27 protein-coding genes are annotated in these 25,546 nt (G+C 57.9%); 13 read left to right on the forward strand and 14 right to left on the reverse strand.

Features of this window, described 5'->3' with window-relative positions:
• Positions 1–50: 50 nt before the first annotated feature.
• The 9 genes from ACR0D6_RS07725 to ACR0D6_RS07765 form a co-directional block, all read right to left on the reverse strand.
• Positions 51–620: a CvpA family protein gene (locus tag ACR0D6_RS07725; RefSeq protein WP_170652236.1), complete on the reverse strand. Its 570-nt coding sequence runs from the start codon at positions 618–620 to the stop codon at positions 51–53.
• A 39-nt stretch (positions 621–659) separates the two neighbouring features.
• A complete protein-coding gene (radA, locus tag ACR0D6_RS07730; RefSeq protein WP_480765063.1) occupies positions 660–2,024 on the reverse strand; it encodes a DNA repair protein RadA in 1,365 nt (454 codons plus the stop codon).
• Positions 2,025–2,097: 73 nt separating this feature from the next.
• Positions 2,098–2,862, reverse strand: coding sequence for a DNA repair protein (locus ACR0D6_RS07735; protein ID WP_480765064.1), 765 nt, complete (start codon positions 2,860–2,862; stop codon positions 2,098–2,100).
• Between the two features lie 169 nt (positions 2,863–3,031).
• Positions 3,032–3,481 carry a paraquat-inducible protein A gene (locus ACR0D6_RS07740; protein ID WP_480765065.1) on the reverse strand — a complete coding sequence of 150 codons (450 nt, stop codon included), beginning with the start codon at positions 3,479–3,481 and terminating at the stop codon, positions 3,032–3,034.
• Positions 3,482–3,500: 19 nt separating this feature from the next.
• Complete coding sequence (locus tag ACR0D6_RS07745) at positions 3,501–3,854, reverse strand: hypothetical protein (protein ID WP_480765066.1); 354 nt, start codon at positions 3,852–3,854, stop codon at positions 3,501–3,503.
• Positions 3,851–4,597 carry an ABC transporter ATP-binding protein gene (locus ACR0D6_RS07750; RefSeq protein ID WP_170652246.1) on the reverse strand — a complete coding sequence of 249 codons (747 nt, stop codon included), beginning with the start codon at positions 4,595–4,597 and terminating at the stop codon, positions 3,851–3,853. The genes ACR0D6_RS07745 and ACR0D6_RS07750 overlap by 4 nt, the downstream gene beginning before the upstream one ends.
• On the reverse strand, positions 4,594–5,376 hold the full coding sequence (locus ACR0D6_RS07755) for an MlaE family ABC transporter permease (RefSeq protein WP_170652248.1): 783 nt from the start codon (positions 5,374–5,376) through the stop codon (positions 4,594–4,596). Before ACR0D6_RS07755 ends, ACR0D6_RS07750 begins: the two co-directional genes overlap by 4 nt.
• Positions 5,373–6,407, reverse strand: coding sequence for an alanine racemase (gene alr / locus ACR0D6_RS07760; protein WP_480765067.1), 1,035 nt, complete (start codon positions 6,405–6,407; stop codon positions 5,373–5,375). Before alr ends, ACR0D6_RS07755 begins: the two co-directional genes overlap by 4 nt.
• Positions 6,408–6,452: 45 nt before the next feature.
• Entirely contained in the window at positions 6,453–7,391 is a 939-nt protein-coding gene (locus ACR0D6_RS07765; protein ID WP_480765068.1) for an isopenicillin N synthase family dioxygenase, read from the reverse strand.
• A 211-nt stretch (positions 7,392–7,602) separates the two neighbouring features.
• Between ACR0D6_RS07765 and ACR0D6_RS07770 the strand changes: the two genes are divergently transcribed.
• The gene (locus ACR0D6_RS07770) at positions 7,603–8,355 is read left to right on the forward strand and encodes a sulfite exporter TauE/SafE family protein (protein WP_480765069.1); all 753 of its coding nucleotides are present in this window, start codon (positions 7,603–7,605) and stop codon (positions 8,353–8,355) included.
• Here the strand turns inward: ACR0D6_RS07770 and ACR0D6_RS07775 are convergent.
• The 3 genes from ACR0D6_RS07775 to pyrC all read right to left on the reverse strand — a co-directional run bounded on the left by ACR0D6_RS07775 (position 8,352) and on the right by pyrC (position 11,884).
• Positions 8,352–9,842 carry a replicative DNA helicase gene (locus ACR0D6_RS07775; RefSeq protein WP_170652256.1) on the reverse strand — a complete coding sequence of 497 codons (1,491 nt, stop codon included), beginning with the start codon at positions 9,840–9,842 and terminating at the stop codon, positions 8,352–8,354. The two genes, ACR0D6_RS07770 and ACR0D6_RS07775, sit on opposite strands and share 4 nt — an antisense overlap.
• A gap of 200 nt (positions 9,843–10,042) precedes the next feature.
• Positions 10,043–10,720: an orotate phosphoribosyltransferase gene (locus ACR0D6_RS07780; RefSeq protein ID WP_170652258.1), complete on the reverse strand. Its 678-nt coding sequence runs from the start codon at positions 10,718–10,720 to the stop codon at positions 10,043–10,045.
• 123 nt (positions 10,721–10,843) lie between these two features.
• Positions 10,844–11,884, reverse strand: coding sequence for a dihydroorotase (gene pyrC / locus ACR0D6_RS07785; RefSeq protein WP_480765070.1), 1,041 nt, complete (start codon positions 11,882–11,884; stop codon positions 10,844–10,846).
• Between the two features lie 192 nt (positions 11,885–12,076).
• On the opposite strand from pyrC, the gene ACR0D6_RS07790 reads away from it, so the two are divergent.
• From ACR0D6_RS07790 to ACR0D6_RS07800, 3 genes are read left to right on the forward strand one after another with little or no spacing between them, the layout of a single operon-like run.
• The gene (locus ACR0D6_RS07790) at positions 12,077–12,985 is read left to right on the forward strand and encodes an AAA family ATPase (protein WP_480765071.1); all 909 of its coding nucleotides are present in this window, start codon (positions 12,077–12,079) and stop codon (positions 12,983–12,985) included.
• Positions 12,982–13,524 (forward strand): hypothetical protein, encoded by a 543-nt coding sequence (locus ACR0D6_RS07795; protein ID WP_480765072.1) that lies wholly within the window; start codon positions 12,982–12,984, stop codon positions 13,522–13,524. The genes ACR0D6_RS07790 and ACR0D6_RS07795 overlap by 4 nt, the downstream gene beginning before the upstream one ends.
• Before the next feature lie 9 nt (positions 13,525–13,533).
• The gene (locus ACR0D6_RS07800; RefSeq protein ID WP_480765073.1) at positions 13,534–14,793 is read left to right on the forward strand and encodes a vWA domain-containing protein; all 1,260 of its coding nucleotides are present in this window, start codon (positions 13,534–13,536) and stop codon (positions 14,791–14,793) included.
• Positions 14,794–14,796: 3 nt separating this feature from the next.
• On the opposite strand, the gene ACR0D6_RS07805 is transcribed toward ACR0D6_RS07800, so the two are convergent.
• Positions 14,797–15,297 carry a hypothetical protein gene (locus tag ACR0D6_RS07805; RefSeq protein ID WP_170652266.1) on the reverse strand — a complete coding sequence of 167 codons (501 nt, stop codon included), beginning with the start codon at positions 15,295–15,297 and terminating at the stop codon, positions 14,797–14,799.
• A 194-nt stretch (positions 15,298–15,491) separates the two neighbouring features.
• Here ACR0D6_RS07805 and ACR0D6_RS07810 point away from each other — a divergent pair, with 194 nt between their 5' ends.
• From ACR0D6_RS07810 to ACR0D6_RS07850, 9 genes are all read left to right on the forward strand, one after another.
• Complete coding sequence (locus ACR0D6_RS07810) at positions 15,492–16,046, forward strand: YeeE/YedE thiosulfate transporter family protein (protein ID WP_480765074.1); 555 nt, start codon at positions 15,492–15,494, stop codon at positions 16,044–16,046.
• Between the two features lie 3 nt (positions 16,047–16,049).
• On the forward strand, positions 16,050–16,640 hold the full coding sequence (locus ACR0D6_RS07815) for a DUF6691 family protein (protein WP_480765075.1): 591 nt from the start codon (positions 16,050–16,052) through the stop codon (positions 16,638–16,640).
• A gap of 133 nt (positions 16,641–16,773) precedes the next feature.
• Complete coding sequence (locus ACR0D6_RS07820) at positions 16,774–17,742, forward strand: XdhC family protein (RefSeq protein WP_480765076.1); 969 nt, start codon at positions 16,774–16,776, stop codon at positions 17,740–17,742.
• The gene (locus ACR0D6_RS07825) at positions 17,739–18,740 is read left to right on the forward strand and encodes a molybdopterin-binding protein (protein ID WP_170652273.1); all 1,002 of its coding nucleotides are present in this window, start codon (positions 17,739–17,741) and stop codon (positions 18,738–18,740) included. The genes ACR0D6_RS07820 and ACR0D6_RS07825 overlap by 4 nt, the downstream gene beginning before the upstream one ends.
• 153 nt (positions 18,741–18,893) lie before the next feature.
• On the forward strand, positions 18,894–19,379 hold the full coding sequence (locus tag ACR0D6_RS07830) for a (2Fe-2S)-binding protein (RefSeq protein WP_480765077.1): 486 nt from the start codon (positions 18,894–18,896) through the stop codon (positions 19,377–19,379).
• A gap of 54 nt (positions 19,380–19,433) precedes the next feature.
• Positions 19,434–21,797 carry a xanthine dehydrogenase family protein molybdopterin-binding subunit gene (locus ACR0D6_RS07835; protein ID WP_480765078.1) on the forward strand — a complete coding sequence of 788 codons (2,364 nt, stop codon included), beginning with the start codon at positions 19,434–19,436 and terminating at the stop codon, positions 21,795–21,797.
• Positions 21,798–21,894: 97 nt separating this feature from the next.
• Positions 21,895–22,686 (forward strand): FAD binding domain-containing protein, encoded by a 792-nt coding sequence (locus ACR0D6_RS07840; RefSeq protein WP_480725222.1) that lies wholly within the window; start codon positions 21,895–21,897, stop codon positions 22,684–22,686.
• Positions 22,687–22,804: 118 nt separating this feature from the next.
• On the forward strand, positions 22,805–23,629 hold the full coding sequence (locus ACR0D6_RS07845; protein WP_480765079.1) for a beta-keto acid cleavage family enzyme: 825 nt from the start codon (positions 22,805–22,807) through the stop codon (positions 23,627–23,629).
• Entirely contained in the window at positions 23,626–24,948 is a 1,323-nt protein-coding gene (locus tag ACR0D6_RS07850; RefSeq protein WP_480765080.1) for an aspartate aminotransferase family protein, read from the forward strand. Before ACR0D6_RS07845 ends, ACR0D6_RS07850 begins: the two co-directional genes overlap by 4 nt.
• A 41-nt stretch (positions 24,949–24,989) precedes the next feature.
• Here ACR0D6_RS07850 and ACR0D6_RS07855 read toward each other — a convergent pair whose 3' ends face one another.
• Positions 24,990–25,511: an N-acetyltransferase family protein gene (locus ACR0D6_RS07855; protein WP_480765081.1), complete on the reverse strand. Its 522-nt coding sequence runs from the start codon at positions 25,509–25,511 to the stop codon at positions 24,990–24,992.
• Positions 25,512–25,546: the final 35 nt, after the last annotated feature.

Raw genomic sequence — 25,546 nt, forward strand, 5'->3', positions numbered from 1 at the left:
GTGAAACAACAAAGAACCTGCGATGGCGTGTTTGTCGGTTCCGACTGTGATTATTGTTCCTGAAGGCCTTCGTTGCAGCTGCCGACCAGTTCTTCGTACTGGCGGGTGACCCAGCCAAGGGCGGCTTCGGGGTTCTGCTCTTCGATCTTGTCGCTCATTTGCTGAAAGACCTGAGCGGAACGGCTGTCATCAACGATCGTGTAATTCTGACCGGTCATTACGGTGTCGTAGACAAAGAACGCGATAGCCACCAAAAGAATGCCGCGTGCGATGCCAAAGAAGAACCCGAGCGCCTGATCCAAGCCGCCAAGCGCGGAACGTTGCACCAGTGAAGAAAACAGGGGCGTAAAGATGCTGACAACGATCAGGGCAACAGCAAACACCGCCGCGAACGAGGTAATGACGGCCAGTTCACAACTGTCACGCAGGAACTCTCCGACAACCGGTATTTCCTTGACCAGAGGCATTGCCTGAGGCGCAAAGATAAACGCAAGAACGGCTGCCGCCACCCATCCGGCGATCGCGAGAACTTCACGAACGAGGCCGCGGGAATAGGCCAGCAGGCCCGATACGACGACGATCAGGGCAACGACCCCGTCAATTATTGTAAAACCTTCCATGGCCCTCGCCTGTTCTTTTTCTGCCCCTCGGACGGGATACTACCCCGCTCCGAAGGTTTCGCCAACAAACCCCACCAAATCGCTGGGCCGGGTAAGTGACAGACCTGCCACAGTACCGGTCTTACCGCCTGCCGGAGCGATTGCCGCTGTGAAACCAAGTTTTTGCGCTTCTTTCAACCTGTTTTCGGTCTGAGGGGCGGGTCTGAGGGCACCTGAGAGTGAAATTTCACCAAAAACCACGGTATCAGCGGGCAAGGCGGTGTCTTCTCGTGCACTCAACAGGGCGGCGGCGACTGCCAGATCGGCAGCAGGTTCAGAAATTTTCAAACCACCAGCGACATTTAGATATACATCCAGCCCCGCAAAAGGGATGCCGCAGCGGGCTTCGAGCACGGCGAGAATCATGGCCAGTCGGCCGCTGTCCCAGCCCACGACGGTGCGCCGCGCCTGTGAATGAGGAGAGGGTGCGACGAGCGCCTGCAATTCGACCAGAACCGGGCGCGTGCCCTCGATCCCTGCAAAAACGGCCGAGCCGGGGCTGGGCGCACCGCGTTCGGACAGAAATAGGGCCGAAGGGTTGCGAACCTCGGTCAGCCCGCCGCCGGTCATTTCAAAGACGCCGATTTCGTCAGCGGGACCAAAGCGGTTCTTGACCGCGCGCAGGATGCGGAACTGATGCCCGCGCTCGCCTTCAAAGTACAGGACGGTGTCCACCATGTGTTCCACCACGCGTGGTCCGGCGATCTGGCCTTCCTTGGTGACATGGCCGACCATGACGATCGAAACCCCGTGTCGTTTGGCAAACGTGGTCAGCTCATGCGCCGCCGCGCGAACCTGGCTGACTGAGCCGGGGGCGCTGTCGACATTGTCGGCCCACATCGTCTGGATCGAGTCGATGATCGCCAGACCCGGCTTTTCGGCCTCGAGCGTCGTGAGGATGTTGCGCAGGTTGGTTTCGGCGGCCAGTTGGACCGGTGCATCGGTCAGACCCAATCGCCGCGCCCGCATACGGACCTGAGCGCTGGCTTCTTCTCCGGACACATAAATCGTTTTGAGGCCGGACCGCGCGAACCGCGCCGCAGCCTGCAGCAAAAGGGTGGATTTGCCGATACCCGGATCACCCCCCACCAATATTGCCGAGGCAGGAACCAGGCCACCGCCCAGCACCCGGTCCAATTCATCCACGCCGCAGATTGTGCGCGGTGGCGGGGCCTCTTCGGTGGACAGATCGCCAAGCGGCACAGGCTGGCCGCGCCTGGCGCCAAGGGATTTGGACGCGGGGCCTGAGGATAGGGGAACATCCTGTGAAATGGTGTTCCATTCGCCGCATGCGTCGCATCGTCCGGACCATCGGGAATGCGCCGCACCGCAGGCAGAGCAGGAGAAGGATTTTGTCTTAGCCATGCGGCCCTTGGTGCACGAGGAAGGGCTGTTCTTCAAGCCCTTGCGGGCGGTACGTTCTCAGGCCGAGCGCGATCTATTCAGCCGCGCGGGGGGATGGCATTGCAATGATGCTGGCGGCTGTGGGATCGGTACCGTCTGGCGGCGGCTGAAGCTGAGCCGACAGTTCCGGAAGAAGCTCGAACAACTCCTCCCTGAGACGGCCAAGTTGCGATTTCGCGATCGATTCCTCGATCTCGACATCCCGTGTCCACTGGCGCAATTCGTGCATGATGATCTGCGCCTCTTCGATACGCTCCTTGAAAAGTTCGATTTCTTCCTGCCGTTGCTTCAGGAACGTGCGTGCCCGGTTCACTTTGGTTTCACCATAGACGTCAGCCAGTTCGTGGCTGATCTGGCTCATCTGTGCCGCCAGTTCCAGCACCTCGGGTTCCAGCCCCTGCAGGTCGGGGTGATCGCGCATGAAGGCCATCCTCTCTTTCACCGCGTCGAATTCGGATGCCAATGAGAACACACCACTGCGGTCAGCCGCATGAGCCACCTGATAGGCATTCACGACGTCCTGCATTTGCAGGGCAAACTTTCGGTGCGCATTTTCCAGCGCCATCATTCGCCCGTTGGCAGGCAGATAAAAGGCCAGCATCAGGATCAGGCAGGTCACGCCGATCTGAACATAGGCCCCCGCATTGGGTATTGCGGTCTCTCCGATCCCGGCCTGCATCGAAAGCCATGGCCAGATGCCAATTGCCGAGAGAAACGTGGCCGTCACGGAAAACAGAGCGGCGGCGCAGATGAGGAAGAATGTTATGCGTAGGAAGATGCTTTGAAGCTGCAGTGTCATTGTGTGGAAGGCGGCCATAGCTGTCCTTCTCCTTTCGAAACCGGCTTTGAACCGGACCCGGAGCGGAGAGTGCATGTGCCAAACAATACGATCCGCGACGGATCCATAACTAATAATAAACAGCTGCTCGAATAGGGATGATCGTACTCAAATTATTGAATTCGATCAATCAGGCCTGATCATTTCGTGATTTGAGTTGCATTTCCGTAATGTGACCCAGCGCGATGGAGGCCAGAATGCATCCTGTAAACAGGTACAGACCCCATGCGGTTTCGATGGTCGCGTAGGAAATGCCCTTGGCCAGGGTGATGTAAAGCGCGATCAGAAAAATGTCGGCCATGGCGAGTTTACCGAGGATGTGCAGGGCGGGTTGAACCCGTGCGTCCAGCAGATCCCATTGGATCAGCGCGGTGCCGATGGTTTTCATATAGGGCGCAAAAAGGGCAAAAGCGGTAACGACCAACGCAAGGAAAACATCCGAGCGCCAGAGGGATTGCAAGCCGGTGATCACGCTGATCTCGCTGAGGCCAAAGATCGGCAGTAAACCTGCGCGCATCAACGGGGCGAACCACGCGATGGGGTAGAGGATCAGGAGCGAGAGTGTGGCGATGCGAAGCATGTGATTTGCGCTGATGCTGTCAAATATTGCCCAGCAATAAAACCACAAAGAAAACTATCCAGATAGCCGAAATGGCTAAGTTCCATTTCTTAGGTGACTGAACTCTTTCAAGGAGCTTTTTGTGCATCTGTGCCGCGCCGATAGATACGCCCAATGCCGCAACACCTTCCGCTGCAAATTTTGCGTTCGGAAATGCAAAGATAACGAGATGTGCAAGCGCCACTCCAACTAAGCCGAAGAGTGCAAAAACGTACACTGGCTTCTGAAAAAGTATCCCAACTTGTAAGCGGTTTATTGTGATCCAAGAGAAAAATACAACTATCCCGTACAAACCAGAGGCAGAACTAAGTAGATTGCCACCAATACTACTCACCGCACCGCCTCAATCGGCCCTTCCGCACTCCCACTGATGAACTGCTCCAGATACGGATCGCCCGAGGCATCCATCTGTGCCACAGGACCGGTCCATTGAATCACCCCGTCATGCAGCATCGCCACGTTGTCGGCAATCGCACGGACGGAACTCATGTCGTGGGTGATGGTCATTGCGGTGGCGCCCATCTCGGTCACGATCTCTCGGATCAGGTCGTTGATGACGCCCGACATGATCGGGTCGAGGCCGGTGGTGGGCTCGTCGAAAAAGATAATCTCGGGCTCGGCGGCGATGGCGCGGGCAAGGCCCACACGTTTCTGCATGCCGCCGGACAGTTCCGATGGATACAGATCGGCCACTTTGGCGCGCAGGCCCACACGGCGCAGTTTGTCGATGGCGATCTCGCGTGCTTCGTCCACCGGGCGTTTCAGCGACCCGCGCAGCAGGCGGAAGGCGACGTTTTGCCAGACGGGCAGCGAGTCGAACAAGGCACCGCCCTGAAAAAGCATTCCAAAGCGCGCCAGAAAGGCGTCGCGGTCGCCTTTGGATGCGTCTTTGCCGTCGACATAGATATTGCCACTGTCCGGTGTGATCAGCCCCAGAATACACTTGAGCGCAACAGACTTGCCCGTGCCCGACCCGCCGATGATGACCATCGAGGTGCCCTTGGGGATCTCAAGGTTCATACCCTGCAGGACATGGTTGTCGCCAAAGGCTTTATGTACGTTCTCCATCCGGATCATAGCGAGAAGAACACCCCCGTAAGCACGAAGTTGGCGGCAAGGATCAGCACGGCGGCGGCCTCGACCGAGCCTTTGGTGGCCCGGCCCACGCCCTGCGCACCGCGGCCTGAGGTCATGCCGTAATAGCAGCCCATAATGGCGGCGATCATGCCGAATACCGCGCCCTTGACCAAGGATGAGACGATGTCGCGGGTTTCAAGGAAATCCACGGTGTTCTGCAGATAGGCCGACGGGTTAAAGCCGAGGTTCTGGGTCGCCACGACATACCCTCCGGCGATGCCGATGATGTCGCCGACGCCGACAAGCACCGGTACTGTGATCAGCGCGGCCAGAACGCGGGGCGCGGTCAGATATTTCATCGGATGCGTGGACAGGGTGACCAGCGCGTCGATCTGTTCGGTCACTTTCATCGTCGCGATTTCCGCCGCGATTGATGACGTGACGCGGGCGGCGATCATGAGACCGACCAGAACAGGGCCAAGTTCACGCACCATGCCGATGGCGACGATCTGAGGCACCACCGCCTCGGCGTTGAAACGTGCGCCGCCGGCGTAGATCTGCAGGGCCAATGCGCCGCCAGTAAAGATTGCGGTCAGCCCGACCACCGGCAGCGACAGCCAGCCGATGTTCAGCAGGGCCATGCCGAATTCACGCGGATAAAACGGCGGGCGAAAGATGTGCGAGACCGCATCCAGGGCGAACAGGGCAACCCGACCAAAGGCGGCCAGAACGGTCAGCACCGTCCGGCCAAGCCCGGCGAGCGCGGCAAGAGGGTTCATTCCACGTAGCCCCGTGAATACCTGGCGCCCATCGACGTCAGGATTTCATAGCCGATCGTGCCCGCCGCTTCGGCCAAATCGTCGACGGTCTGGTGCCCGTTGAGAATGCGGAGCCGGTCCGGTTCATAGTCGAGGTCGGTTACGTCAACGGTGATCAGGTCCATCGAGATGCGGCCGACGACCGGGCAGGGGTGATCGCCTGCGAAGGTGTCAATCCCGCCACCGATTGCGCGATGCAGGCCGTCTGCGTAACCGGCTGAAACCGTGGCGATCTTGGACGGGCGGCGCGCAGTCCATGTGTTGCCATAGCCAACAGTCTCGCCCACAGCGACGTCGCGGACCTGAATGACTGGCAGGTCCACTGTCACGACGGTCTTGGCCTCGGCAAATGGCAAGCCGCCATACAGGCCGATACCCGGGCGGCAGAAATCAAAATGGAATTCAGGGCTAAGCAATGTGCCACCTGTCGCCGCCAGAGAGCGCGGCGCCTGAATACCGTGGGTCATTTCCCGGAACGCATGCAATTGCTGCTGGTTCATCGGATGGTTTGGTTCGTCAGAGCAGGCCAAATGAGACATGACGACCTTGGGATTCAGCGGCAGGGCCTTATGGCGCAACTCGGCCCAGTCGGCGCGCTCCAGCCCCAGCCGGTTCATTCCGCTGTCCAGCTGTATACCAAATGGATGATCCGGCAAAGCTTCGAAGTGTCGCTGAAACTGCGCCGGAGAGTTGATCAGCGGCGTCAGGTCATGCTGACGCAAAAGATCGGCGTCGCCCTCCATATGACCCGAGAAAACGGCAATCAAAGGGCCAGGACCTAACGCGTCGCGCACGGCAACGCCTTCTTCGGCGGCGGCAACAAAAAACTTGCGTGCGCCAGCTTCGGCAAGGGCGCTGGAAACCGGTCCGGCGCCCAGACCGTAGGCATCGGCCTTGACCACGGCGCCGGTTTCGACACCCGTCTTCGCGTCAAGCGCCCGCCAGTTCTGGGCGAGCGCCATAAGATTGATCGTCAAACGTGCAGTACTCATGCCCCGTTCATGACATCGCAACGCTGCAGGTCAAGAGGGAAAGCCTCAATTTCCAGAGGGTTTGTGCGCGTCATAAGCTGCTTCCAGCTCACCCCTTAGAAAATCCGCAAACAATAAGGGCTCAAAGCGGGGTTCCCCGGTTCCGGGCAAGGGTTCGATCATTGTATTCACATGAGGATCAAAGAAGAACGGAACGCTATATCGTTCACGACCGGAACGGTTGATGACGCGGTGCGGGGTGGACAGAAGCCGCCCGTTGCTCATCCGGTGCAGCATATCGCCGACATTAACGACAAACGCACCGGGACGGGTGGGCACGTCGACCCAGTTACCGGCAGGCGTTTTGACCTGTAAACCGCCCACATTGTCCTGCGACAGCAATGTCAGGCAGCCGAAATCCGTGTGCGGGGCCGAGCCGAAAAGATCGTCGGGGCTGGCATCCGGCTGGGGTGGATAGTGAAGCAGGCGCAGCCAGATCGTTGGTTCATCGAAGGCGTCAAGCGTGGAAGTATCCGCAACATCAGCGGCCTGCAGGGCGATCCTCATCAATCTGCGGCCCAGATTCGACATCTCGTCTGTATAGACCTGCAACGTTTCGCGGAACCCGGGCAGATCGGGCCAGCGGTTCGGGCCTGACAGATAGACGTCCGGGTCGGCCTTTTCGTCCTCGCGCATCATCATGAAGCTTGCGGACTGGTTTGGTTTGGTAACATCCGCCAAGGTTGAGTTGACGTCCGTGGAAGTGTTGATCGGGATGTAACCGCGATGGCTGCGGTCAACGGTGATCGCCATCTTGTTTTCCAATGGCAGCGCATGGAACCGCTGGGATGCGTCATAGACGGCCTCGACCAGAGCCGGATCTATGCCGTGGTCTTCGATATAGCCAAAACCGGTGGTGCCATAGGCCGCGCGAAACTCGGCGGCGATTTCGGAGTCGGTACGGTCACCCAACCGAATGACGGGGATTTCTGTGAATTCAGTCATGTCTTTCTCGCTTTGAATTGGATTGTCGCAGGGGCAGTTTGCGCCCCCGGGCTATCCGGCAAAGCGTTTCCGGCGGTGGCCGAAATGCCGCGCGAGAATTTCGCGACGCGGCAAAGGGGAAAGATACATCATCATGGGATGTTCTGTGCCGCAGCGTTCAAATCAGGTCAAGGGGATTGCGCGTCCCTAGGTAACAAAGTGAGATGCCGGGATGGAAACGATGGACATCGCCACTGCTTTGATCCTGCTGCCAGTCGGCATTCTGGCCGGTGCCCTGAACGCTGTGGCCGGAGGGGCAACGTTTTTCACCTTTCCCGCGCTGATGGCCGTTGGCTTGCCGCCAATGACTGCCAACGCCACAAATTTTGTTGCCTTGGTACCGGGAAATCTTGCCGCCTTACCTGCGTTTCGGGTCGAGTTGAAAGCCATGCGCACTGCCATCCTGCCGTTTCTGTTCGTCTGCGGTGGAGGAGGAGTTATCGGGGCAATTGCTCTTTTGTGGTTTGGGAACAGTGTGTTCGAAGACCTTGTTCCTTGGTTGATGGGTTTTGCGACCCTTCTATTTGCAGTGGCGCCTGCCTTGCGTCGCCGAATTTCGGGTCAGGCGGCCGGAAAGGCCGTAATCTGGCCCACACTGTTTCTTTTCTCGGTCTACGGAGGGTACTTCGGGGCAGGGCTGGGGCAAGTTATGCTGGCGGCCCTTATCCTTGCGGGCTACGACGATTTTCATCGCGCCAATGCGCTAAAAAATGCTGTGGTTGGATGGGTCAGCGTTTTGGCCGTCGGAATCTATGGGCTTGGTGCGGCCATTGCATGGCCACACGCGCTGATCATGATGATTGGTGCAACGATAGGTGGATATGGCGGCGGGGCCGTGTCCAGACGCGTGCCGCAACAGGCCTTGAGGCTGATCGTGATTGCCTTTGGTGCGCTGCTGACCGGGTATTATTTTCTGACCGGTTAATAGCCTTCGATCTGACCGCCTTGCTGCCAGGGTTTCACCAGATTGCCAAATCGGGTGAACTGGGCCTCGAAGGACAGTTCGACCGTGCCGATGGGGCCGTGGCGCTGCTTGCCGACGATAACTTCGGCTTTAGCGTGCAGGCGTTCCATGGCCTGCTTCCACTCTTCCATCTTTTCCAGCTCGTGATCGCCGGGCTTTTCCCGCTCTTTGTAGTATTCTTCGCGGAACACAAACATCACCACGTCGGCGTCCTGTTCGATCGAGCCCGATTCCCGCAGGTCAGACAACTGCGGGCGCTTGTCGTCGCGGTTTTCGACCTGACGGCTGAGCTGGGACAGAGCAATCACCGGGATGTTCAGTTCCTTGGCGATGGCCTTCATACCCATTGAAATCTCGGCAATCTCGTTGACGCGGTTGTCTGCCATGCCACGGCAGAGCTGCAGATAGTCGATCACCAGAAGGTCCAGCCCATGCGTCCGCTTTAACCGGCGCGCCCGCGCGGCAAGCTGCGAGATCGGCAGGGCCGGGGTGTCGTCAATAAACAAGGGGCAGGCCTCGAGTTCCTTGGCGGCATCGACGAAGCGGCGGAACTCGGCCTCGGTCATGTCACCCTGACGGATCTTGTGGCTGGAAATCTCGGACGCTTCGGCCAGAACACGCCCCGCCAACTGTTCGGCGCTCATTTCGAGAGAAAAGAAGCCAACCACGCCGCCGTCAATCGCACCCTCGGTGCCGTCCGGTTTCAGGCCACGCTTGTAGGCTTTGGCGACGTTGAACGCCACGTTGGTCGCCAGCGAGGTTTTCCCCATCGACGGGCGCCCCGCAAGGATGATCAGGTCCGAAGGATGCAGGCCACCCAACTGCTTATCGAGGTCGGCCAGACCGGTGGAAATCCCCGCCATGCCGCCACCGCGCTGGTACGCTTCGTTGGTGACGTTGACGGCTTCTGTGACCGCCTTGAGGAAGGATTGAAAACCCTGTTCGGTCTGGCCCTGCTCGGATAACTGATAAAGCTGCTGCTCGGCCTCGACGATCTGTTCTTTTGGTTCGCTGGAAACTTCAACCCGCGCCGCCTTGTCCGAGATGTCCCGACCCAGCCGGATCAGCTCGCGCCGGATGGCAAGGTCATAGATCATCTGGGCGTAGTCATGCACGGCAAAGGCACTGATCGACGCGCCCGCCAGTTTGACAAGATAGGCGGGCCCGCCCAGTTCCTTAAGGCCCTCATCTTCGGCCATGAAGGATTTCAGCGTCACCGGCGAGGCCAGCGCATTCTTGGCGATGCGGGCAGCGGCAACCTCATAGATGCGGGCATGAACCGGATCATAAAAATGATCGGCCCCGATGACTGACGCAACCCGGTCATACAGGTCGTTGTTTGTAAGGATCGCACCCAGAAGCTGCTGCTCGGCCTCAATGGAATGCGGCATGGTTTCGGCATTCTGAATCCGAGCTGCCGCCTGCTCGATACTGCTGATCTCGTTCATTGCTGCTCTCACCGTCCCTTGGACAGAGGCCATAACGCGGCGCCATGAGTCGGCGCAAATTGTATGTTTTCTGGGGATATGCTGTGCATATCTCTAACTTCCCTCATATTGAAGGATCGAGGGGCATTGCGTCAACATATTGTGTGGGAAACGCCAGCCGAGGGCGAAGCGTTTCCGTTTTTGCAACAGTTTTCGTCACGTCAGGATTTGCGGGCTTCCTGCCATGCACGAGGGTCGTTCAGAAACGCCTGGACCCCATCCAGGGTTTCCTGATCGAATGATCCCTGTGCCTTGGCCTCGGCCAAAACATCCCACCAGGTGCAGAGGTGATGCAACTGAACACCATGATCCCCCAGTGTTTTTTCGGTCTCCGGGAAGATGCCGTAATAGAAGATCACGGCGGTGTGGGCGCAGGTCGCACCGGTATCGCGGATGGCATCGACAAAGCTGAGTTTCGAACCGCCGTCGGTGGTCAGATCCTCGACCAGCAGCACCCGCTCACCTTCGCTCATCGCGCCTTCGATGCGGGCGTTGCGACCGTAGCCTTTGGGTTTCTTACGCACATAGGTCATGGGCAGGGCCATGCGTTCGGCCACCATCGCAGCGAAAGGAATGCCTGCGGTTTCCCCCCCGGCGATGTTGTCGAACGCTTCGAAACCCGCATTGCGCATCACGGTGACGGTCAGGAAGTCCATCAGGGTCGAACGGATACGCGGGTACGAGATCAGCTTGCGGCAGTCGATATAGGTCGGGCTGGGCAGGCCGCTTGCCAGAGTGAATGGCTCGCGCGCGTTGAAATGCACGGCCTTGATTTCCAAAAGCATCCGCGCCGTGAGGCGGGCGATTTCCGTGGCGTCAGGGTAAGAACTGGGGATCATCGGTGTCATCCTTGAATGAAAGCGGTCTTCTTCTTGGTTCAAATTCGGCCGCCGGAGACCCAAAGCCCGGGCGCTTTCGCTGGAAGTTGGTTATCGCCGTCCGTATTTGAAAACGAAAAGAAGTCAGAGAGTTACACTCCAGTGCAGAGGGAAGCCTGGGTCGAAGACGGTCACGGGTCCATCATCGGTGTTGATCTTGTCGGGATAGGTCACGGGCTGGCCTTTGGTCAGCGTGATCGTTTCCTCGTTCACCGGCAAACGATAGAAGGCAGGGCCGTGTAGCGACGCAAATCCTTCAAGCTTGTCGAGCGCATCCACCCGCTCAAACATCTCGGCCAGTAGTGACATGGTGTTGGTGGCGGTGAAGCAACCGGCGCAACCGCATGCCATTTCCTTGTTGGCGTCGGTATGTGGTGCGCTGTCCGTACCAAGGAAAAACCGGGTATCGCCCGATGTTGCCGCAGTCAGCAGGGCCAGCCGGTGTTCTTCGCGTTTGGCAACGGGCAGGCAGTAATAGTGCGGCTTGATCCCGCCAACGAGGATGTGGTTGCGATTGATGATCAGGTGATGGGTCGTGATCGTTGCACCCAAATCGGATTCGTTGGACCTGACGTAGTCGACGCCATTCGAGGTGGTAATGTGCTCCATCACAACCCGCAGCCCCGGAGTGGCCTTACGGATGGGGTCAAGGACCCGGTCGATGAATACCGCCTCGCGGTCGAAAATGTCGATTTCGGCGTCGGTCACTTCGCCGTGTACGCACAATGGCAGACCAATCTCGGCCATCTTCTCGAGCACGCCGCGCACCTTGTCGAAATCGCGCACACCTGAGGCCGAATTTGTTGTCGCCCCGGCAGGATACAGCTTTACTGCCTTGATCAACCCAGTGGCGTGGGCGGCGGCCATATCTTCGGGGTCCGTGTCCTCGGTCAGGTACAGGGTCATCAGCGGCTCGAACGTCATGCCGTCGGGCAGCGCGGCCAAAATACGTTCGCGATAGTCGGCAGCCTGTGCGCCAGTTACCACGGGCGGCACCAGATTGGGCATGATGATCGCGCGCGCGAAATGGCGTGCGGTTTCGGGCAGAACGGCCTGCAGCATGGCGCCATCGCGCAGATGCAGATGCCAGTCGTCGGGGCGGCGGATCGTAAGGCTGTGGGTCATGGCGCATCCGCTAGCACAGCCTGTGCGGGCGGGAAAGTCCCGTCAGTGAAACGCGGTCGATTTGTCCATCTGATCAAAGAAAGGCGCGCGTCAGGGTTGCCAACTGAACAGTCAGGCGTAAATCCCCGAAAGATCACGGACTTGACGTCCGCTCGCCGCCGTGACCTGTTGTGCCAAGGGAGAAACCATCACATGACGCAACCACAAACCATCGACGCCGTGCAGGAATTGCTTGGTTCACAAGGCTATGTATGCGGCAGGGCGCTGGCCACGGTTGTGTTCCTTTCGCTCAAGCTTGGCAGGCCGTTGTTTCTGGAGGGCGAAGCAGGGGTAGGCAAAACCGAAATCGCCAAGGCATTGGCCGCTGGTCTTGAACGCCGGCTGATCCGGTTGCAGTGCTATGAGGGGCTGGATGCGTCTTCGGCCGTTTATGAATGGAATTTTCCGGCTCAGATGGTGGCGATCCGAACCGCTGAGGCTGCGGGAGGTGCTGATCGCGCCGCGCTGCAAACCGAATTGTTCTCGGACGAGTTTCTGGTGGAACGTCCGCTTTTGCAGGCCATGCGCCCGGATGAGAATGGCGCACCGGTTCTGCTGATTGACGAGTTGGACCGCACCGACGAACCGTTCGAGGCATTCCTGCTGGAGGCGCTCAGCGATTTTCAGGTGACGATTCCCGAACTGGGAACTGTCCACGCCCCTGAGCCGCCAATCGTGATCGTGACGTCCAACCGCACACGCGAAGTGCATGACGCGCTTAAGCGGCGGTGCCTTTATCACTGGGTCGACTATCCGGATTTCGACCGCGAAATCGAGATCTTGCACGCCCGCGCACCAGAGGCAGCCGAGACGCTCAGCCGCGAGGTGGTGGCATTTGTCCAGCGACTGCGTACCGAGGATCTGTTTAAGAAGCCGGGTGTTGCCGAAACCATCGACTGGGCAAAGTGCCTTTTGGCACTGGATGTCATCAACCTTAGCCCAGAGGTGATCGGAGACACGCTTGGCGCGATTTTGAAATATCAGGACGACATACAAAAACTGCAAGGGTCCGAGGCAAAACGCATTCTGGATCAGGCTAGGCAAAATCTGGAGACCGCATGAACTTTGTCGGTGAGCAGGCAATTTCTCGTGCGACTAGAGTTACAGGGCGGACTTGCTGGTTTGCAGCTGTTTTGCTTTTTTCGCGAGAATTTGGTTGGGTGGAATTTGCGGATGGCCAAGTTGGGCCTTTGAAATTTGGCAAGTCTCACTTGGATGGCGCCTTGATGATATTCGCATTGTTTGCTGTTTTCGCTCACACCGTGCAGTGGCTAGGTGATCTACGCTCCTTTCAAGGCTGGAACATAGCCGGGCGAAAAGTGGTCGGTCTCCAATACTTGAATGATAAGAACTCAAAATCAAAGCTTGAAGCCTTTGGGCAGGATTTGGATAGGGTTCTCAAACTTGACGCAAACGATGAAAACAAAATCTTAAGGGCTCAGTCGGCCTTGGAAGCACTAGAAGCATACCTTCCGGATTTTCAAAGGACAGTTTCTAGCTTTGGTCGATTTGCTGTATTTTATTGTTATTTCTGGCATTACTATATTCCTGTTGCTACGGTGATAACTGCTGTCTTACTTGCTTTTTGGCTGCGTGGGTGAAGCTGGGAAATGGCAGAGCAACTTCCGCTGGATATCCCCGAAGACCCCAAACTGGCGCAGAACATCACCCATTTTGCACGTGCCTTGCGCAAAGCGGGTCTGCCCATCGGCACGGGTAGGGTGGTGGATGCAATCCGGGCAGTAGAGGCGGCGGGATTTACCGAGAAAGAGGATTTCTTCTGGACGCTGCACGCCTGTTTCGTTAGCCGTCCGGAACATCGCACCGTATTTGCTCAGGTTTTTCGGCTGTACTGGCGCGATCCGCGTTATCTTGAACATATGATGTCCATGATGCTGCCTGCCATTCGCGGCGTGCAGGAAGAACGCAAGGCGGATGCCGGGGAAAAGCGCGCAGCCGAGGCGTTGCTGGATGGGGTCGAACGGGATCTTCCCGACATTCCGGAACAGGAGAACGAAGAAACCGAGCTGGATATCGACGCCTCTCTGACCGCCTCGACCGAAGAGCGGTTGCGAAAGCTGGATTTCGAACAGATGAGCACCGAAGAAGTTGCGCAGGCCAAACGCTTGCTGGCACGATTATCGCTTCCGGTAAAGCCCATCGAATCCCGCCGCGGCCAGGCCAGTCATCTGGGGCACCGGATCGACCGCGCCCGGACCTTGCGCGCGGCCATGCGCCAGGGAGGGGAGTTGCGGAACATTGCGCGGATGCAGCCCAGACCGCGCTGGCCCAATCTGGTGGTGCTGTGCGATATCTCTGGTTCGATGAGCCAATACAGCCGCATCATCCTGCATTTTCTACACACCGTTTCAAACAACAAGGGGGCGGGATGGGCCCGGGTCCATGCGTTCACCTTTGGCACGCGGTTGACTAATATCACCCGCCATCTGAACCAGCGCGACGTTGACGCGGCGCTGGCTGCCGCCGGATCAGAAGCGCAGGACTGGGAAGGTGGAACTCGGATCGGAGAGTGCCTGCATGACTTTAACCGTGACTGGTCGCGGCGCGTCATGGGGCAGGGGGCCGTCGTGTTGCTGATTTCGGACGGGTTGGAGCGTGGCGATACGCAGAGCCTTGAACGTGAGATGGAGCGTCTGCATCTGTCCGCGCGCAGGTTGATCTGGCTAAATCCGTTGCTTCGGTGGGATGGGTTCGCACCCAAAGCCAAAGGCGTCGCGGCCATGCTACCGCATGTTGACAGTTTCCGCGCGGGACATTCGATCGCTTCACTGGAAGATCTGGCGGCTGCTATTTCGGCCCCAGATGATGTGGGTGAGAAAGCCCGACTGATGGCCGCGCTTTCCCGTTAGAGATTAAGACAACTGCTTTTCGTTGCACTCGCGGGCCATTTCGATGGCCTTGTAGGTGCCGGTCAGATCGACGGTAAAGCCGAACTCTTTTTCAGGAAAAACAGCCATGACTTTTTCCTTGGCCACAGCATCGACAAAGCTGGGGTCGTCAGTCAGGACATATCCACCAGAATATCCTTTGGTGATATTTCCGCGCATCCCGGTTGCCTCACCAACATAAAGCTGGTCGCCCAGCAGGATCGCCACGCCTTCCTTCTCGCCTTTTTTGATGTCTGTCTTGGCCTTTGTGAAGACGCCGACATAAGCTACGGCGCGATCTTTGGTCAGGCCCATCTGTACAACGTTTTCAGCGTCGTCGACGGCCTCGATCAGGCAGGATTTCTTTTCATTATCTATGAAGACCTTCCAGCCTTCGACCTCTCCGTAGCGCTCGAAAGTGTCGGCCCACGCCGAAGTGGATGCCAGAAGGCCAAGTGCTGTGCCAATCGCAAGAAAACGTTTCAAGTCATAGTCTCCGTTTTAAAAATTTCCCAACCATGCAAGCGCTTAGCGCCTTTGGTCATCGGCAAGCTAGGGTCGAAACCCCTTACAATCAATCCTTTGTGTTTTTTGAATGTGACTTTGATCTATGTCATGCGAGATTTGGAATATGTAATGTATTCCGAAAACAGAATGTAACCTCGCCGAAAGGACACCTCATGCCTCTGAACTGGAAAATCGGAGGGCTGTTACTGGGATTGGTCTTCTTTGCTGCAGTCCTGCTGGTCAAGCCGATCGGCGTATCGACGCAGTTCGTGATTCTGGATGGCCTCCTTGCTGATACAGTTAACCCAGACTTCGTGACGACAACCGACGAGGGCGGATACACATCGAGCAATGCGTATCTGGCCAAGTCGAATGGAAAGTATGCCAAGTCCGTCTCGAACCCTCTGAATTATTCGTTTGTATTTGTGATTGCGATGATGATCGGAGGTTTGGTCTCTGCGAAGGTGCGCGGCGGTATTTCAAGCAGCGAACGCCAGATACCGGCCCTGTGGCGCGCCAATTTCGGGGACAGCCCGGCCAAACGGTATGCGGCGGCATTTCTGGGTGGGTTTGTAGTGCTTTACGGCGCCCGTCTGGCGGGTGGCTGCACCTCGGGCCATATGATGTCGGGGATGATGCAGACTGCGGTCAGCGGATACATCTTCGCAGCCGGAGCATTCGCCGCAGCCATCCCGGTTTCTCTTTTGATGTTCAGAAAGGAGGCGTGATCCATGACCTCGATCCTTCTTGCACTGGTGATCGGAGCGGCCTTTGGCGCGGTTCTGGATCGCGTTGGTGCCTCTAACCCATCCTACATTAACTCGATGTTGAACCTCACTAACCTCAATCTTGCCAAATCGATACTGTTGGCAATTGGCGTGGGCTCGGTCCTTATGTTTGGCGGCCAGATGCTGGGTTTGGTTGATGTGGGGCATATGTCGGTCAAGACAGCCTACGCGGGCGTCTTTTTGGGGGGAGTTTTGCTGGGGGCCGGCTGGGCCTTTTCCGGCTATTGTCCCGGCACCGGTTTGGTTGCCGCCAGTTCGGGCCGCAAGGATGCGCTGTTTTTCATAGCAGGCGGACTGTTGGGAGCGGCGGCTTACATGATTTCTTATCCCTTTTGGAAATCAACCGGGCTTCTCAACAAAATCGCTGGCGGCAAAGTCACCTTGGGAACCGTTCCGGATGCGGATTATGATGGGCTGACGGCAATTCCCGGTGATGTTCTGGGCATTGTCCTTGGCCTGGCCCTGATCGCAGTTGCATTTGCCTTGCCGGGGCGCCTTGCAGGGCGTCCATCGCAGCCTCAGCCAGCCGAATAGGCACAAGAATGCGCGCGGCAACTCGCGCTATCATGTGCCGCGCGTTGCGGCCCGGCGATCCGTGTTCCCGCCGGGCCGCTTTTCATTGCGCCAAACCTCCCTATGTTGATCCCAGACATTCCCGGAGGGTTCCATGGATCGATTCGACAGCAGCCCCGAAACCGCGCTGGACTGGTACCGCGACGGAACCGGTGCAGCACTTGCGACCGTTGTCGAAACCTGGGGCAGCGCGCCCCGGCGGGTGGGAGCGCAACTTGTTGTAGGTGGTGATGGGCGGATCGAAGGTTCCGTTTCAGGCGGCTGTGTCGAAGGCGCGGTCATCGTCGAAGCGATCGAAGCCATAGAGGAGGGCGATGCCCGGCTACTTGAATTTGGCGTCAGTGACGAAGACGCATTTGCCGTTGGGCTGGCCTGTGGTGGAACGATCCGCGTGCTGGTTGAGCCTGTGGGATCCGTCCTGCCGGAGGCTATGCTGGCAGAACTGGTCGCAGCCCGAGCCAACCGTGAGCCATTAGCCTATGAGGTTAACATTGAGACCGGGAAACGAGCCCTGCGTCGCAATGCTTATTCGGACCGTTTGAGGGCCGATCGATCCGGCTTCGAAGAGGACGGGCAGACATTTGTCGCTGTGCATAATCCTCCACTACGTTTGATCGTTGTCGGAGCGGTTCATATTGCGCAGGCGCTGGTTCCGATGGCACGGATCGCGGGCTATGATCCGGCGATCATTGATCCGCGCGAGACCTTCGCATCGAACGCGCGCTTCCCCGGGGAACGCATTCTGACGGATTGGCCTGACGAGGCTGTGGCGCGCTTGGGGTTGGATTCGCGGACCGCGCTGGTGTTGCTGACCCACGATCCCAAGCTGGATGATCCCGCATTGCAGGCTGCTCTGAGTGCCGGAGTGTTCTATATCGGAGCGCTGGGGTCTAAGAGAACGCACGCCAAGCGCGTGGACCGGATGAAGCAGGCCGGTTTCTCGGACGAGCAAATAGCGCGCATTCATGGTCCGGTTGGTCTGGATATCGGTGCTGCTGGACCATCGGAAATTGCCGTTGCCATTTTGGCCGAGATGACCGCCGTTTTGCGGGGTAAAGCATGAAATTCGGGCCTGTTCCGGTTGATGAAGCCGAAGGGGCAATTCTGGCTCACTCTATCACGGTTGGTGAGCAGAAGATCCGAAAGGGCGTAATGCTGGACGCCCGGCATATCACGAAGTTGATGGCCGGGGGCGTTGCCGAAGTCATAGTGGCACGAATGGAGTCCGGCGACTGCCACGAGGATGAAGCGGCCGGGATGCTGGCCAAAGCACTTGTGCCCGAGCCCGAGCAAGTAAACCTGCACGTGACCGAAGCGTTTACGGGCCGGGTGAATATTCTGGCTGACGGGCCGGGTGTTGTGGTTCTGGATATCCCGGCGATCCAGCAATTCAATCAGGTGCACCCCATGATCACGGTGGCCACGGTTCCGCAATATCAGCAGATGGGACCGCGGGGCATGGTGGCGACGATCAAGATCATTTCCTATGCCGTACCTCGGGCGGACGTATTGCGGGCCGCGAATCTGGCGCGTGATGCTGTTCGGCTGATACCGCCGGTTCACAATACGGCGGGCCTTGTGGTCACCGATATCCCGGGTGGGCCGTCCAATGAAAAGGGCATTGCAGCGATCCGGACCCGGGTTGAGGCATTGGGCATGGATTTGTGCGACGTTCAGGTTGTACCTCACCGAATTCCTGATCTAGCAAGGGCGATTTCTGATCTGAAAGGCGAGGTTGCAATGATCCTGACCGGTTCAGCCACGTCCGATCCGGCCGATATTGCGCCAACTGCTGTGCGTGCTGCGGGCGGCAGTGTCGACCGGTTCGGAATGCCGGTTGACCCGGGAAACCTTTTGTTTCTTGGCGCTCTTGGCGAGCGACCGGTCATTGGTCTGCCCGGTTGCGCACGCTCGCCCGCGCTTAACGGTGCTGACTGGGTTTTGTCCCGGGTGGCCTGCGGCATTGAAACAACTGGCGCAGATATCGCCGGCATGGGCGTCGGGGGATTGCTCAAGGAAATTCCCACCAGACCGCAACCGCGCGCGGGCAGGGTAAAGTGACGCAACGGCATTTTTGTCCGTCAGACCCAGTGCCATAGGTTTAAAAAGTCGGGCGCTGCAGTCGAAGGAAAATTCGGTAAATATTTTTGTTCTCAAACGAATTTTCCCATGTTTAACTCAGGGCCAAGGGAGAAAATCAAAAGGGAGGATCTCATGACACAGGTCTCAATGACCGTGAACGGGAAGGCCGTGACCGGGGATGTCGAAGGCCGGACCCTGCTGTCCAGTTTTCTGCGCGAACATCTATCGCTGACCGGAACTCATGTCGGTTGCGATACGGCCCAGTGCGGTGCCTGCGTTGTTCACGTAGATGGCGAGGCGGTCAAATCCTGCAACATGCTTGCGCTCGAGGCTGATGGGGCTGATGTCGGGACGATCGAAGGACAGGCCGACGAAGATGGGTCGCTGAACGTGATCCAGCAGGCGTTTCAGGACCACCATGGCCTGCAATGCGGATTCTGCACACCGGGCATGGTGATGAGCGCGGCAGCGCTGCTGAAAGATAACCCGCGCCCGACCGAGGCCGAAATTCGCAAGTATCTTGAGGGCAACCTGTGCCGTTGCACCGGATATCACAATATCGTCAAGGCGATCATGGCCGCATCCGGTCAGGACGTGAGTCACATCGCCGCCGCGTAAAGCGGCCACAGAGAATTTTCTGAGAAAATTCTTTTCCAGGGAGGAGAACAAGCAATGCCCAAAGACAGTGGCATCGGAGCCAGTTCCAAGCGCCGCGAGGACGTGCGCTTTCTGACCGGAGCAGGCAACTATACAGACGACATTAACGTTCATGGTCAGGCGTATGTCCATTTTCTGAGATCAGATATGGCGCATGGCCGTATCAAGAGCATTGACACTTCGGCGGCCGAAGCCATGCCGGGGGTTGTGCGGGTGTTTACCGGTAAGGACTTTGAAGGCGTGGGCGGGATGCCCTGCGGCTGGGAAGTTGCCGACCGTCACGGCGCGCCGATGCAGGAACCGCCGCACCCTATTCTGGCGCAGGGTAAAGTGCGCCATGTCGGCGATCCGATTGCAGCAGTGATTGCGGACTCGCTGGAGCAGGCGCGGGACGCTGCCGAGGCGATTGACGTGGACCTCGAGGAACTGCCCGCCGTAATGGATATGAAGGCGGCAGCTCAGGAGGGTTCCACCCTTGTCCATGACGACCTAAAGAACAACATCTGTTATGACTGGATGCTGGGCGAGGCGGACAATGCCAAGGTGGACGAAGTGTTCGCCAACGCGGCGCATGTCACCACGCTGGAACTGGTCAATAACCGTCTTGTTGCCAACCCGATGGAGCCCCGCGTGGCGGTGGCCGAATACAACAGGGGCACTCAGGATTATACGCTTTATACCACGTCGCAGAATCCGCATGTGATCCGCCTGCTGATGTGCGCCTTTGTTCTGGGTTTGCCTGAACACAAGGTACGCGTGGTGGCCCCGGATGTCGGCGGCGGCTTTGGAACAAAGATCTTCCATTACGCCGAAGAGGCGTTTTGTACCTTTGCGGCCAAAGCCTGTAACCGGCCGGTGAAGTGGACATCCAGCCGCAGCGAAGCATTCATGTCGGATGCGCAGGGCCGTGATCATGTGACCAAGATTGAACTGGCGCTGGATGCGGATAACAATTTTGTCGGCCTACGTACGGATACCTATGCCAACCTTGGTGCGTATCTGTCGACCTTTTCCAGCTCGGTTCCCACCTGGCTGCACGGGACATTGATGGCAGGCAACTACAAGACGCCGGTCATTCAGGTGAACGTGAAGGCGATGTTCACCAATACTGTCGCTGTCGATGCTTATCGCGGTGCCGGACGGCCCGAGGCGACCTATCAGATCGAGCGTGTGATCGACAAAGCCGCGCGTGAGCTGGGCGTTGATCCAATAGCTTTGCGTCGGCAGAACTTTATCACTCAGTTCCCGTATGACACTCCGGTGGCGTTGACTTATGACACCGGCGATTATAACGGAACGATGGATAAGCTGGAGCAGGCTGCGGATCTGGCAGGTTTTGCCGGTCGTCGTGCGCAAAGCGAGGCCAATGGCATGCTGCGCGGTCTGGGCGTCAACTGCTATATCGAGGCTTGCGGCATCGCGCCATCGAACATCGTCGGCATGCTGGGCGCGCGCGCGGGTCTTTATGATGCGGCGACCGTTCGGGTGAATGCGACCGGTTCAATCAGTGTGATGGTCGGGGCGCACAGCCACGGACAGGGACACGAAACTTCGTTCCCGCAGATTGTCGCGGACATGATCGGTATTGACGAGTCGATGGTCGAGATTGTGCATGGCGATACGTCCAAGATTCCCTTTGGCATGGGCACCTATGGGTCCCGGTCGCTGGCGGTCTGTGGTTCGGCCATGGTCAAGGCGACCGAAAAGGTCATCGACAAGGCCAAGACGATTGCCGCGCACCTGTTGGAAGCCTCAGAAGCTGATATCGAGTTGAAGGATGGCCAGTTCACTGTGGCGGGCACCGACAAGTCTGTGGCCTGGGGGGACGTGACCCTGACAGCTTATGTTCCGCATAACTATCCGCTGGAATTCACCGAGCCGGGGCTTGAAGAGACGGCATTCTATGATCCGGCGAACTTTACTTACCCAGCGGGTGCCTATGCCTGCGAAGTCGAGGTTGATCCGGAAACCGGGCAGGTCTCGATCGAAAAGTTCACGGCGGCGGATGATTTTGGCAACATTATCAATCCGATGATTGTTGATGGTCAGGTCCATGGTGGCATCGGTCAGGGCATCGGTCAGGCACTGCTGGAGAACTGTGCCTATGACGAGAATGGTCAGCTGCTGAGTGCTTCGTTCATGGACTACGCGATGCCGCGTGCGGATGACGTGCCGTTCTATGGTGTCGATCATTCCAGCCAAACGCCATGCACCCACAATCCGCTGGGCGTGAAAGGCTGTGGCGAGGCCGGAGCAATCGGGTCACCGCCGGCTGTGGTCAATGCGGTGGTCGACGCGCTGCAATCGGGAGGCAAGGCGGTCGATCATATCGACATGCCAGTTAGCCCGTCACGTGTTTGGGCGGCAATGAACAGCTGAATGAATGCTGAGAGGCTGGGGGCAATGCCCCCAGACCCCCAGAGTATTTATAGCCAGATGAAGAACGGATCGGTGTTCTTCGGAAAGGAAGTACGAAATGTACAATTTCGAGTTTGAAAAACCGGCGACGATTGCGGATGCAGCCGCGGCGCTAGGAGGGGAGGACGTGCAGGCGCTGGGAGGTGGTCAAACCCTGATCCCGACGCTGAAGCAGCGCCTGGCGGCGCCGTCTAAACTGGTTTCGCTGAGTGGGATCGCGGAGATGCAAGGCGTCTGCGTAGAAGATGACGGTTCGTTGGCCGTTGGCGGGGCAACAACCCATGCGACGGTTTCCGCTGAAGCCGCCGACAAGTATCCGGCGCTATCGGAATTGGCGGGGCACATTGGTGATCCTGCCGTGCGTAATCGGGGAACACTGGGTGGTTCGCTGGCCAACAACGACCCTGCGGCGTGCTATCCCGCCGCGACTTTGGGGTCCGGGGCGACAATCATCACCAATACGCGCCAGATTGCTGCGGATGATTATTTTCAGGGAATGTTCACGACGGCTCTGAACGAGGGTGAAATCATCACCTCTGTTCGGTTCCCTGTGCCGCAGGCGGCAAGCTATCAGAAGTTTTTGCAACCGGCCTCACGCTTTGCTCTGGTTGGGGTATTTGTGGCTCGGTTCGCGGATGGTGTTCGGGTTGCGGTAACCGGTGCCAGTGAAGATGGCGTGTTTCGCTGGTCCGAGGCCGAACAGGCCTTGGCTAAGGAATTCCGGCCTGATGCACTGATGGGGCTGCAGATCAACCCGATGAACATGATTGGCGATCTGCATGGCAGCAAAGAATACCGTGCGCATCTAGTCAGTGTTATGACGCGCCGCGCAGTCGAGGCTATCGGCTGAAGAACCGCTTTGTTTCTTGCGAACCCCGGTTTAAAGCCGGGGTTTTTTTGTGAAAAAAGAACAAATGTTCTTGACTGTATGAATTGAAAACGCCCTCTTGCCGCTGCAAGTGTCCCGGATGAACTTTGAACAGGGCTTGCGTATGTTTGATGCCGTGGAAATTTCAGCGCTGAAGGATCAAGAGAACGGTAGGGTAAGGCAACCTTTCATTCTGGTTGCACCCAATGGTGCGAGGTGGGGACACACCGATCACGCAGCGTTGCCGGTTGGGACAGAAGAAATCGTCCGGACTGCGAAATCCTGTCTTTTGGCGGGCGCTCAGGGGCTTCATCTGCATGTCCGAGAGGAAGATGGCGGACACAGTCTGGATTCCGGGCTGTATCGGGAAGTTATCCGGGAACTGGGGGGTGCGGTTCCTGATTTGCAAATTCAGATAACGACCGAGGCGGCAGGGATTTACGACGTGCAGGCACAGCTCGATTGCCTGAAAGGCGTCCGGCCTGCTTGGGCATCGATATCTGTGCGGGAAGTTGCGCGGTCACCGGAACTGGCGGATCGTATCTATGGCCTTTGTGAAGATCAGGGTACCCGGGTGCAGCATATTCTGTATGACGCGGATGATGCGATTCAACTAAAAGACTGGCAGGAACAGGGCATCGTTCGGGCGCTTCAGTCCGAACGGCTTTTGGTTCTTGGGCGCTATTCCGAGGGGATGGCGTCGTCGCCCGGTGATCTGGACCGGTTTCCGGCAAGCCGGGACAACTGGATGGTGTGCGCCTTTGGGGCGCAGGAACATGCCTGTTTGCTGGAGGCGGCCAAACGGGGCGGAGATTTGCGGGTTGGATTCGAGAACAGCCTGACCGATGCTGACGGAAATCCCTGGCCGGACAATGCCTCTTCGGTCGCGGCACTGACAAGCGCGCTTGAAAGGAATTTGAAATGAGTCACGTATTTCCACGCCATACCAAATCGGTTCTTCCTGTCGCCGCAGGCGGGGATGGATGTTATCTGATTGATGCCGATGGCAAGCAGTATCTGGACTGTGGTGATGCTGCGGTGTCCTGTCTCGGTCACTCGAACCCGGCGGTGATCAAGGCGGTTCAGGAACAGGTAGAGAAGATCGCGTTTGCACATACCGGTTTCATGACGTCGGAGCCGGCGGAAGAACTAGCGGACCTGTTGATCAAACATGCGCCGGGGGATCTGGACCGTGTATATTTCGTGTCCGGTGGGTCCGAGGCGACAGAGGCTGCGATCAAGCTGGCGCGGCAGTACTTTCTTGAGACCGGCCAGCCAGAACGGCGCCGCGTGATTGCGCGTCGGCAAAGCTATCACGGCAATACTTTGGGGGCGCTTTCGGCTGGAGGGAATGAGTGGCGCAGGGCACAGTTTGCTCCGCTTCTGATCGAAATGAGCCATATCGCACCCTGCTATGAGTATGCAGAAAAGCCTGATGGTGAGAGCAGTTTTGACTATGGTCAGCGTGTCGCCAACGAGTTGGAGGCCGAAATTCTGCGTCTTGGTCCGGACACCGTAATGGCGTTCATGGCTGAACCGGTGGTCGGCGCGACGCTGGGTGCCGTACCGGCGGTTGAGGGGTATTTCAAGCGCATCCGTGAGATTTGCGATCAATACGGCGTGCTGCTGATATTGGACGAAGTTATGTGCGGCATGGGGCGCACGGGGCATCTGTTTGCTTGTGACCATGATGGTGTGGCGCCGGATATTCTGTGTATCGCCAAGGGGTTGGGCGCCGGATATCAGCCGATTGGTGCGATGTTGTGTACTGGTAAGATTTTTGACGCGATCCGGGATGGATCGGGGTTCTTTCAGCATGGCCACACCTATATCGGTCACCCTGTCGCAACGGCGGCTGCCCTGGCGGTAGTTCGGGAATTGACAGGCCGTGATCTGCCGGCACGCGCAGGTGTCATGGGGGAAAAGCTGCAATCAGCGTTGGTAGCGGCCTTTGGCCAGCACCCGAATGTGGGTGATATCAGGGGCAGGGGGCTGTTTCGTGGTGTGGAGCTGGTGGCTGATCGCGAAACGCGGACGCCGTTTGACCCGTCATTGGGTGTTGCTGCCAAGGTCAAGAAAGCGGCAGTAGCTGCGGGGCTGATTTGTTACCCGATGTCCGGCACGCGGGACGGCAGAAACGGCGACCACATCCTTTTGGCGCCGCCGTTCATCATCGAAGATGCTCAGATTGATGAACTGGTCACCAAGTTGTCCGGCGCAATATCCGAGGCTCTGCCTGAGTAGCTCGCTAGAGTGCCGGGGATACTCTCGGAGACGCCGGATTCTCAGGTTTCGGCGCGGGAAAGATCCAGCAGGAATACCTTGTTCGGGTATGCCTGATCCTGGATGCGGAAATGCGTTGTTCCTGCGTCGGTGAACCCCTGCGAATGGTAAAAGGCTATTGCGGGGGTGTTTTCTGAGTTGGTGGTAAGCCAGACCGATGGGGCAGAAACGGTATTGCAATAGGCAACCGCAGACAGAAGTAGCTTTTTGCCTATTCCTTTGCCGTGCTGGTTGGGCCGGACATACAGTGTCTGAATTTCGGTCTCCGACGGTACACCTGCAGGTGCTGGGCAGTTGCGCGAGACATGAATAAAGCCTTCGATCCCATCGTGGCCTTCTGACACAGCCAGAAAATCGTCGCCCGAAGCGATAAGGTTTTCGAACCGGGATGCGGTGTATTCGGACAGAACGTAGTCCGCGAAGAAACCGCTGATGCCCTGGCGAAGGTAAGTCCCCAACCACACCTCGATACTGAGTGCCGCTAGACTGCTGGCGTCGCCTTTGTTCGCATCCCGGATTGTCACTTGAGGCTACCTGTCAATTAGTACTGGAAACTGGC

The organism is Ruegeria sp. BJ6 (genome assembly GCF_056537885.1).

Excerpts from the sequence above, each read along its gene's own strand:
- ACR0D6_RS07725 (WP_170652236.1), bottom strand. The coding sequence starts at position 620 with ATGGAAGGTTTTACAATAATTGACGGGGTCGTTGCCCTGATCGTCGTC.
- radA (WP_480765063.1), bottom strand. The coding sequence starts at position 2,024 with ATGGCTAAGACAAAATCCTTCTCCTGCTCTGCCTGCGGTGCGGCGCAT.
- ACR0D6_RS07735 (WP_480765064.1), bottom strand. The coding sequence starts at position 2,862 with ATGACACTGCAGCTTCAAAGCATCTTCCTACGCATAACATTCTTCCTC.
- ACR0D6_RS07740 (WP_480765065.1), bottom strand. The coding sequence starts at position 3,481 with ATGCTTCGCATCGCCACACTCTCGCTCCTGATCCTCTACCCCATCGCG.
- ACR0D6_RS07750 (WP_170652246.1), bottom strand. The coding sequence starts at position 4,597 with ATGATCCGGATGGAGAACGTACATAAAGCCTTTGGCGACAACCATGTC.
- ACR0D6_RS07755 (WP_170652248.1), bottom strand. The coding sequence starts at position 5,376 with ATGAACCCTCTTGCCGCGCTCGCCGGGCTTGGCCGGACGGTGCTGACC.
- alr (WP_480765067.1), bottom strand. The coding sequence starts at position 6,407 with ATGAGTACTGCACGTTTGACGATCAATCTTATGGCGCTCGCCCAGAAC.
- ACR0D6_RS07765 (WP_480765068.1), bottom strand. The coding sequence starts at position 7,391 with ATGACTGAATTCACAGAAATCCCCGTCATTCGGTTGGGTGACCGTACC.
- ACR0D6_RS07770 (WP_480765069.1), top strand. The coding sequence starts at position 7,603 with ATGGAAACGATGGACATCGCCACTGCTTTGATCCTGCTGCCAGTCGGC.
- ACR0D6_RS07775 (WP_170652256.1), bottom strand. The coding sequence starts at position 9,842 with ATGAACGAGATCAGCAGTATCGAGCAGGCGGCAGCTCGGATTCAGAAT.
- ACR0D6_RS07780 (WP_170652258.1), bottom strand. The coding sequence starts at position 10,720 with ATGATCCCCAGTTCTTACCCTGACGCCACGGAAATCGCCCGCCTCACG.
- pyrC (WP_480765070.1), bottom strand. The coding sequence starts at position 11,884 with ATGACCCACAGCCTTACGATCCGCCGCCCCGACGACTGGCATCTGCAT.
- ACR0D6_RS07790 (WP_480765071.1), top strand. The coding sequence starts at position 12,077 with ATGACGCAACCACAAACCATCGACGCCGTGCAGGAATTGCTTGGTTCA.
- ACR0D6_RS07795 (WP_480765072.1), top strand. The coding sequence starts at position 12,982 with ATGAACTTTGTCGGTGAGCAGGCAATTTCTCGTGCGACTAGAGTTACA.
- ACR0D6_RS07800 (WP_480765073.1), top strand. The coding sequence starts at position 13,534 with ATGGCAGAGCAACTTCCGCTGGATATCCCCGAAGACCCCAAACTGGCG.
- ACR0D6_RS07810 (WP_480765074.1), top strand. The coding sequence starts at position 15,492 with ATGCCTCTGAACTGGAAAATCGGAGGGCTGTTACTGGGATTGGTCTTC.
- ACR0D6_RS07815 (WP_480765075.1), top strand. The coding sequence starts at position 16,050 with ATGACCTCGATCCTTCTTGCACTGGTGATCGGAGCGGCCTTTGGCGCG.
- ACR0D6_RS07820 (WP_480765076.1), top strand. The coding sequence starts at position 16,774 with ATGGATCGATTCGACAGCAGCCCCGAAACCGCGCTGGACTGGTACCGC.
- ACR0D6_RS07825 (WP_170652273.1), top strand. The coding sequence starts at position 17,739 with ATGAAATTCGGGCCTGTTCCGGTTGATGAAGCCGAAGGGGCAATTCTG.
- ACR0D6_RS07830 (WP_480765077.1), top strand. The coding sequence starts at position 18,894 with ATGACACAGGTCTCAATGACCGTGAACGGGAAGGCCGTGACCGGGGAT.
- ACR0D6_RS07835 (WP_480765078.1), top strand. The coding sequence starts at position 19,434 with ATGCCCAAAGACAGTGGCATCGGAGCCAGTTCCAAGCGCCGCGAGGAC.
- ACR0D6_RS07840 (WP_480725222.1), top strand. The coding sequence starts at position 21,895 with ATGTACAATTTCGAGTTTGAAAAACCGGCGACGATTGCGGATGCAGCC.
- ACR0D6_RS07845 (WP_480765079.1), top strand. The coding sequence starts at position 22,805 with ATGAACTTTGAACAGGGCTTGCGTATGTTTGATGCCGTGGAAATTTCA.
- ACR0D6_RS07850 (WP_480765080.1), top strand. The coding sequence starts at position 23,626 with ATGAGTCACGTATTTCCACGCCATACCAAATCGGTTCTTCCTGTCGCC.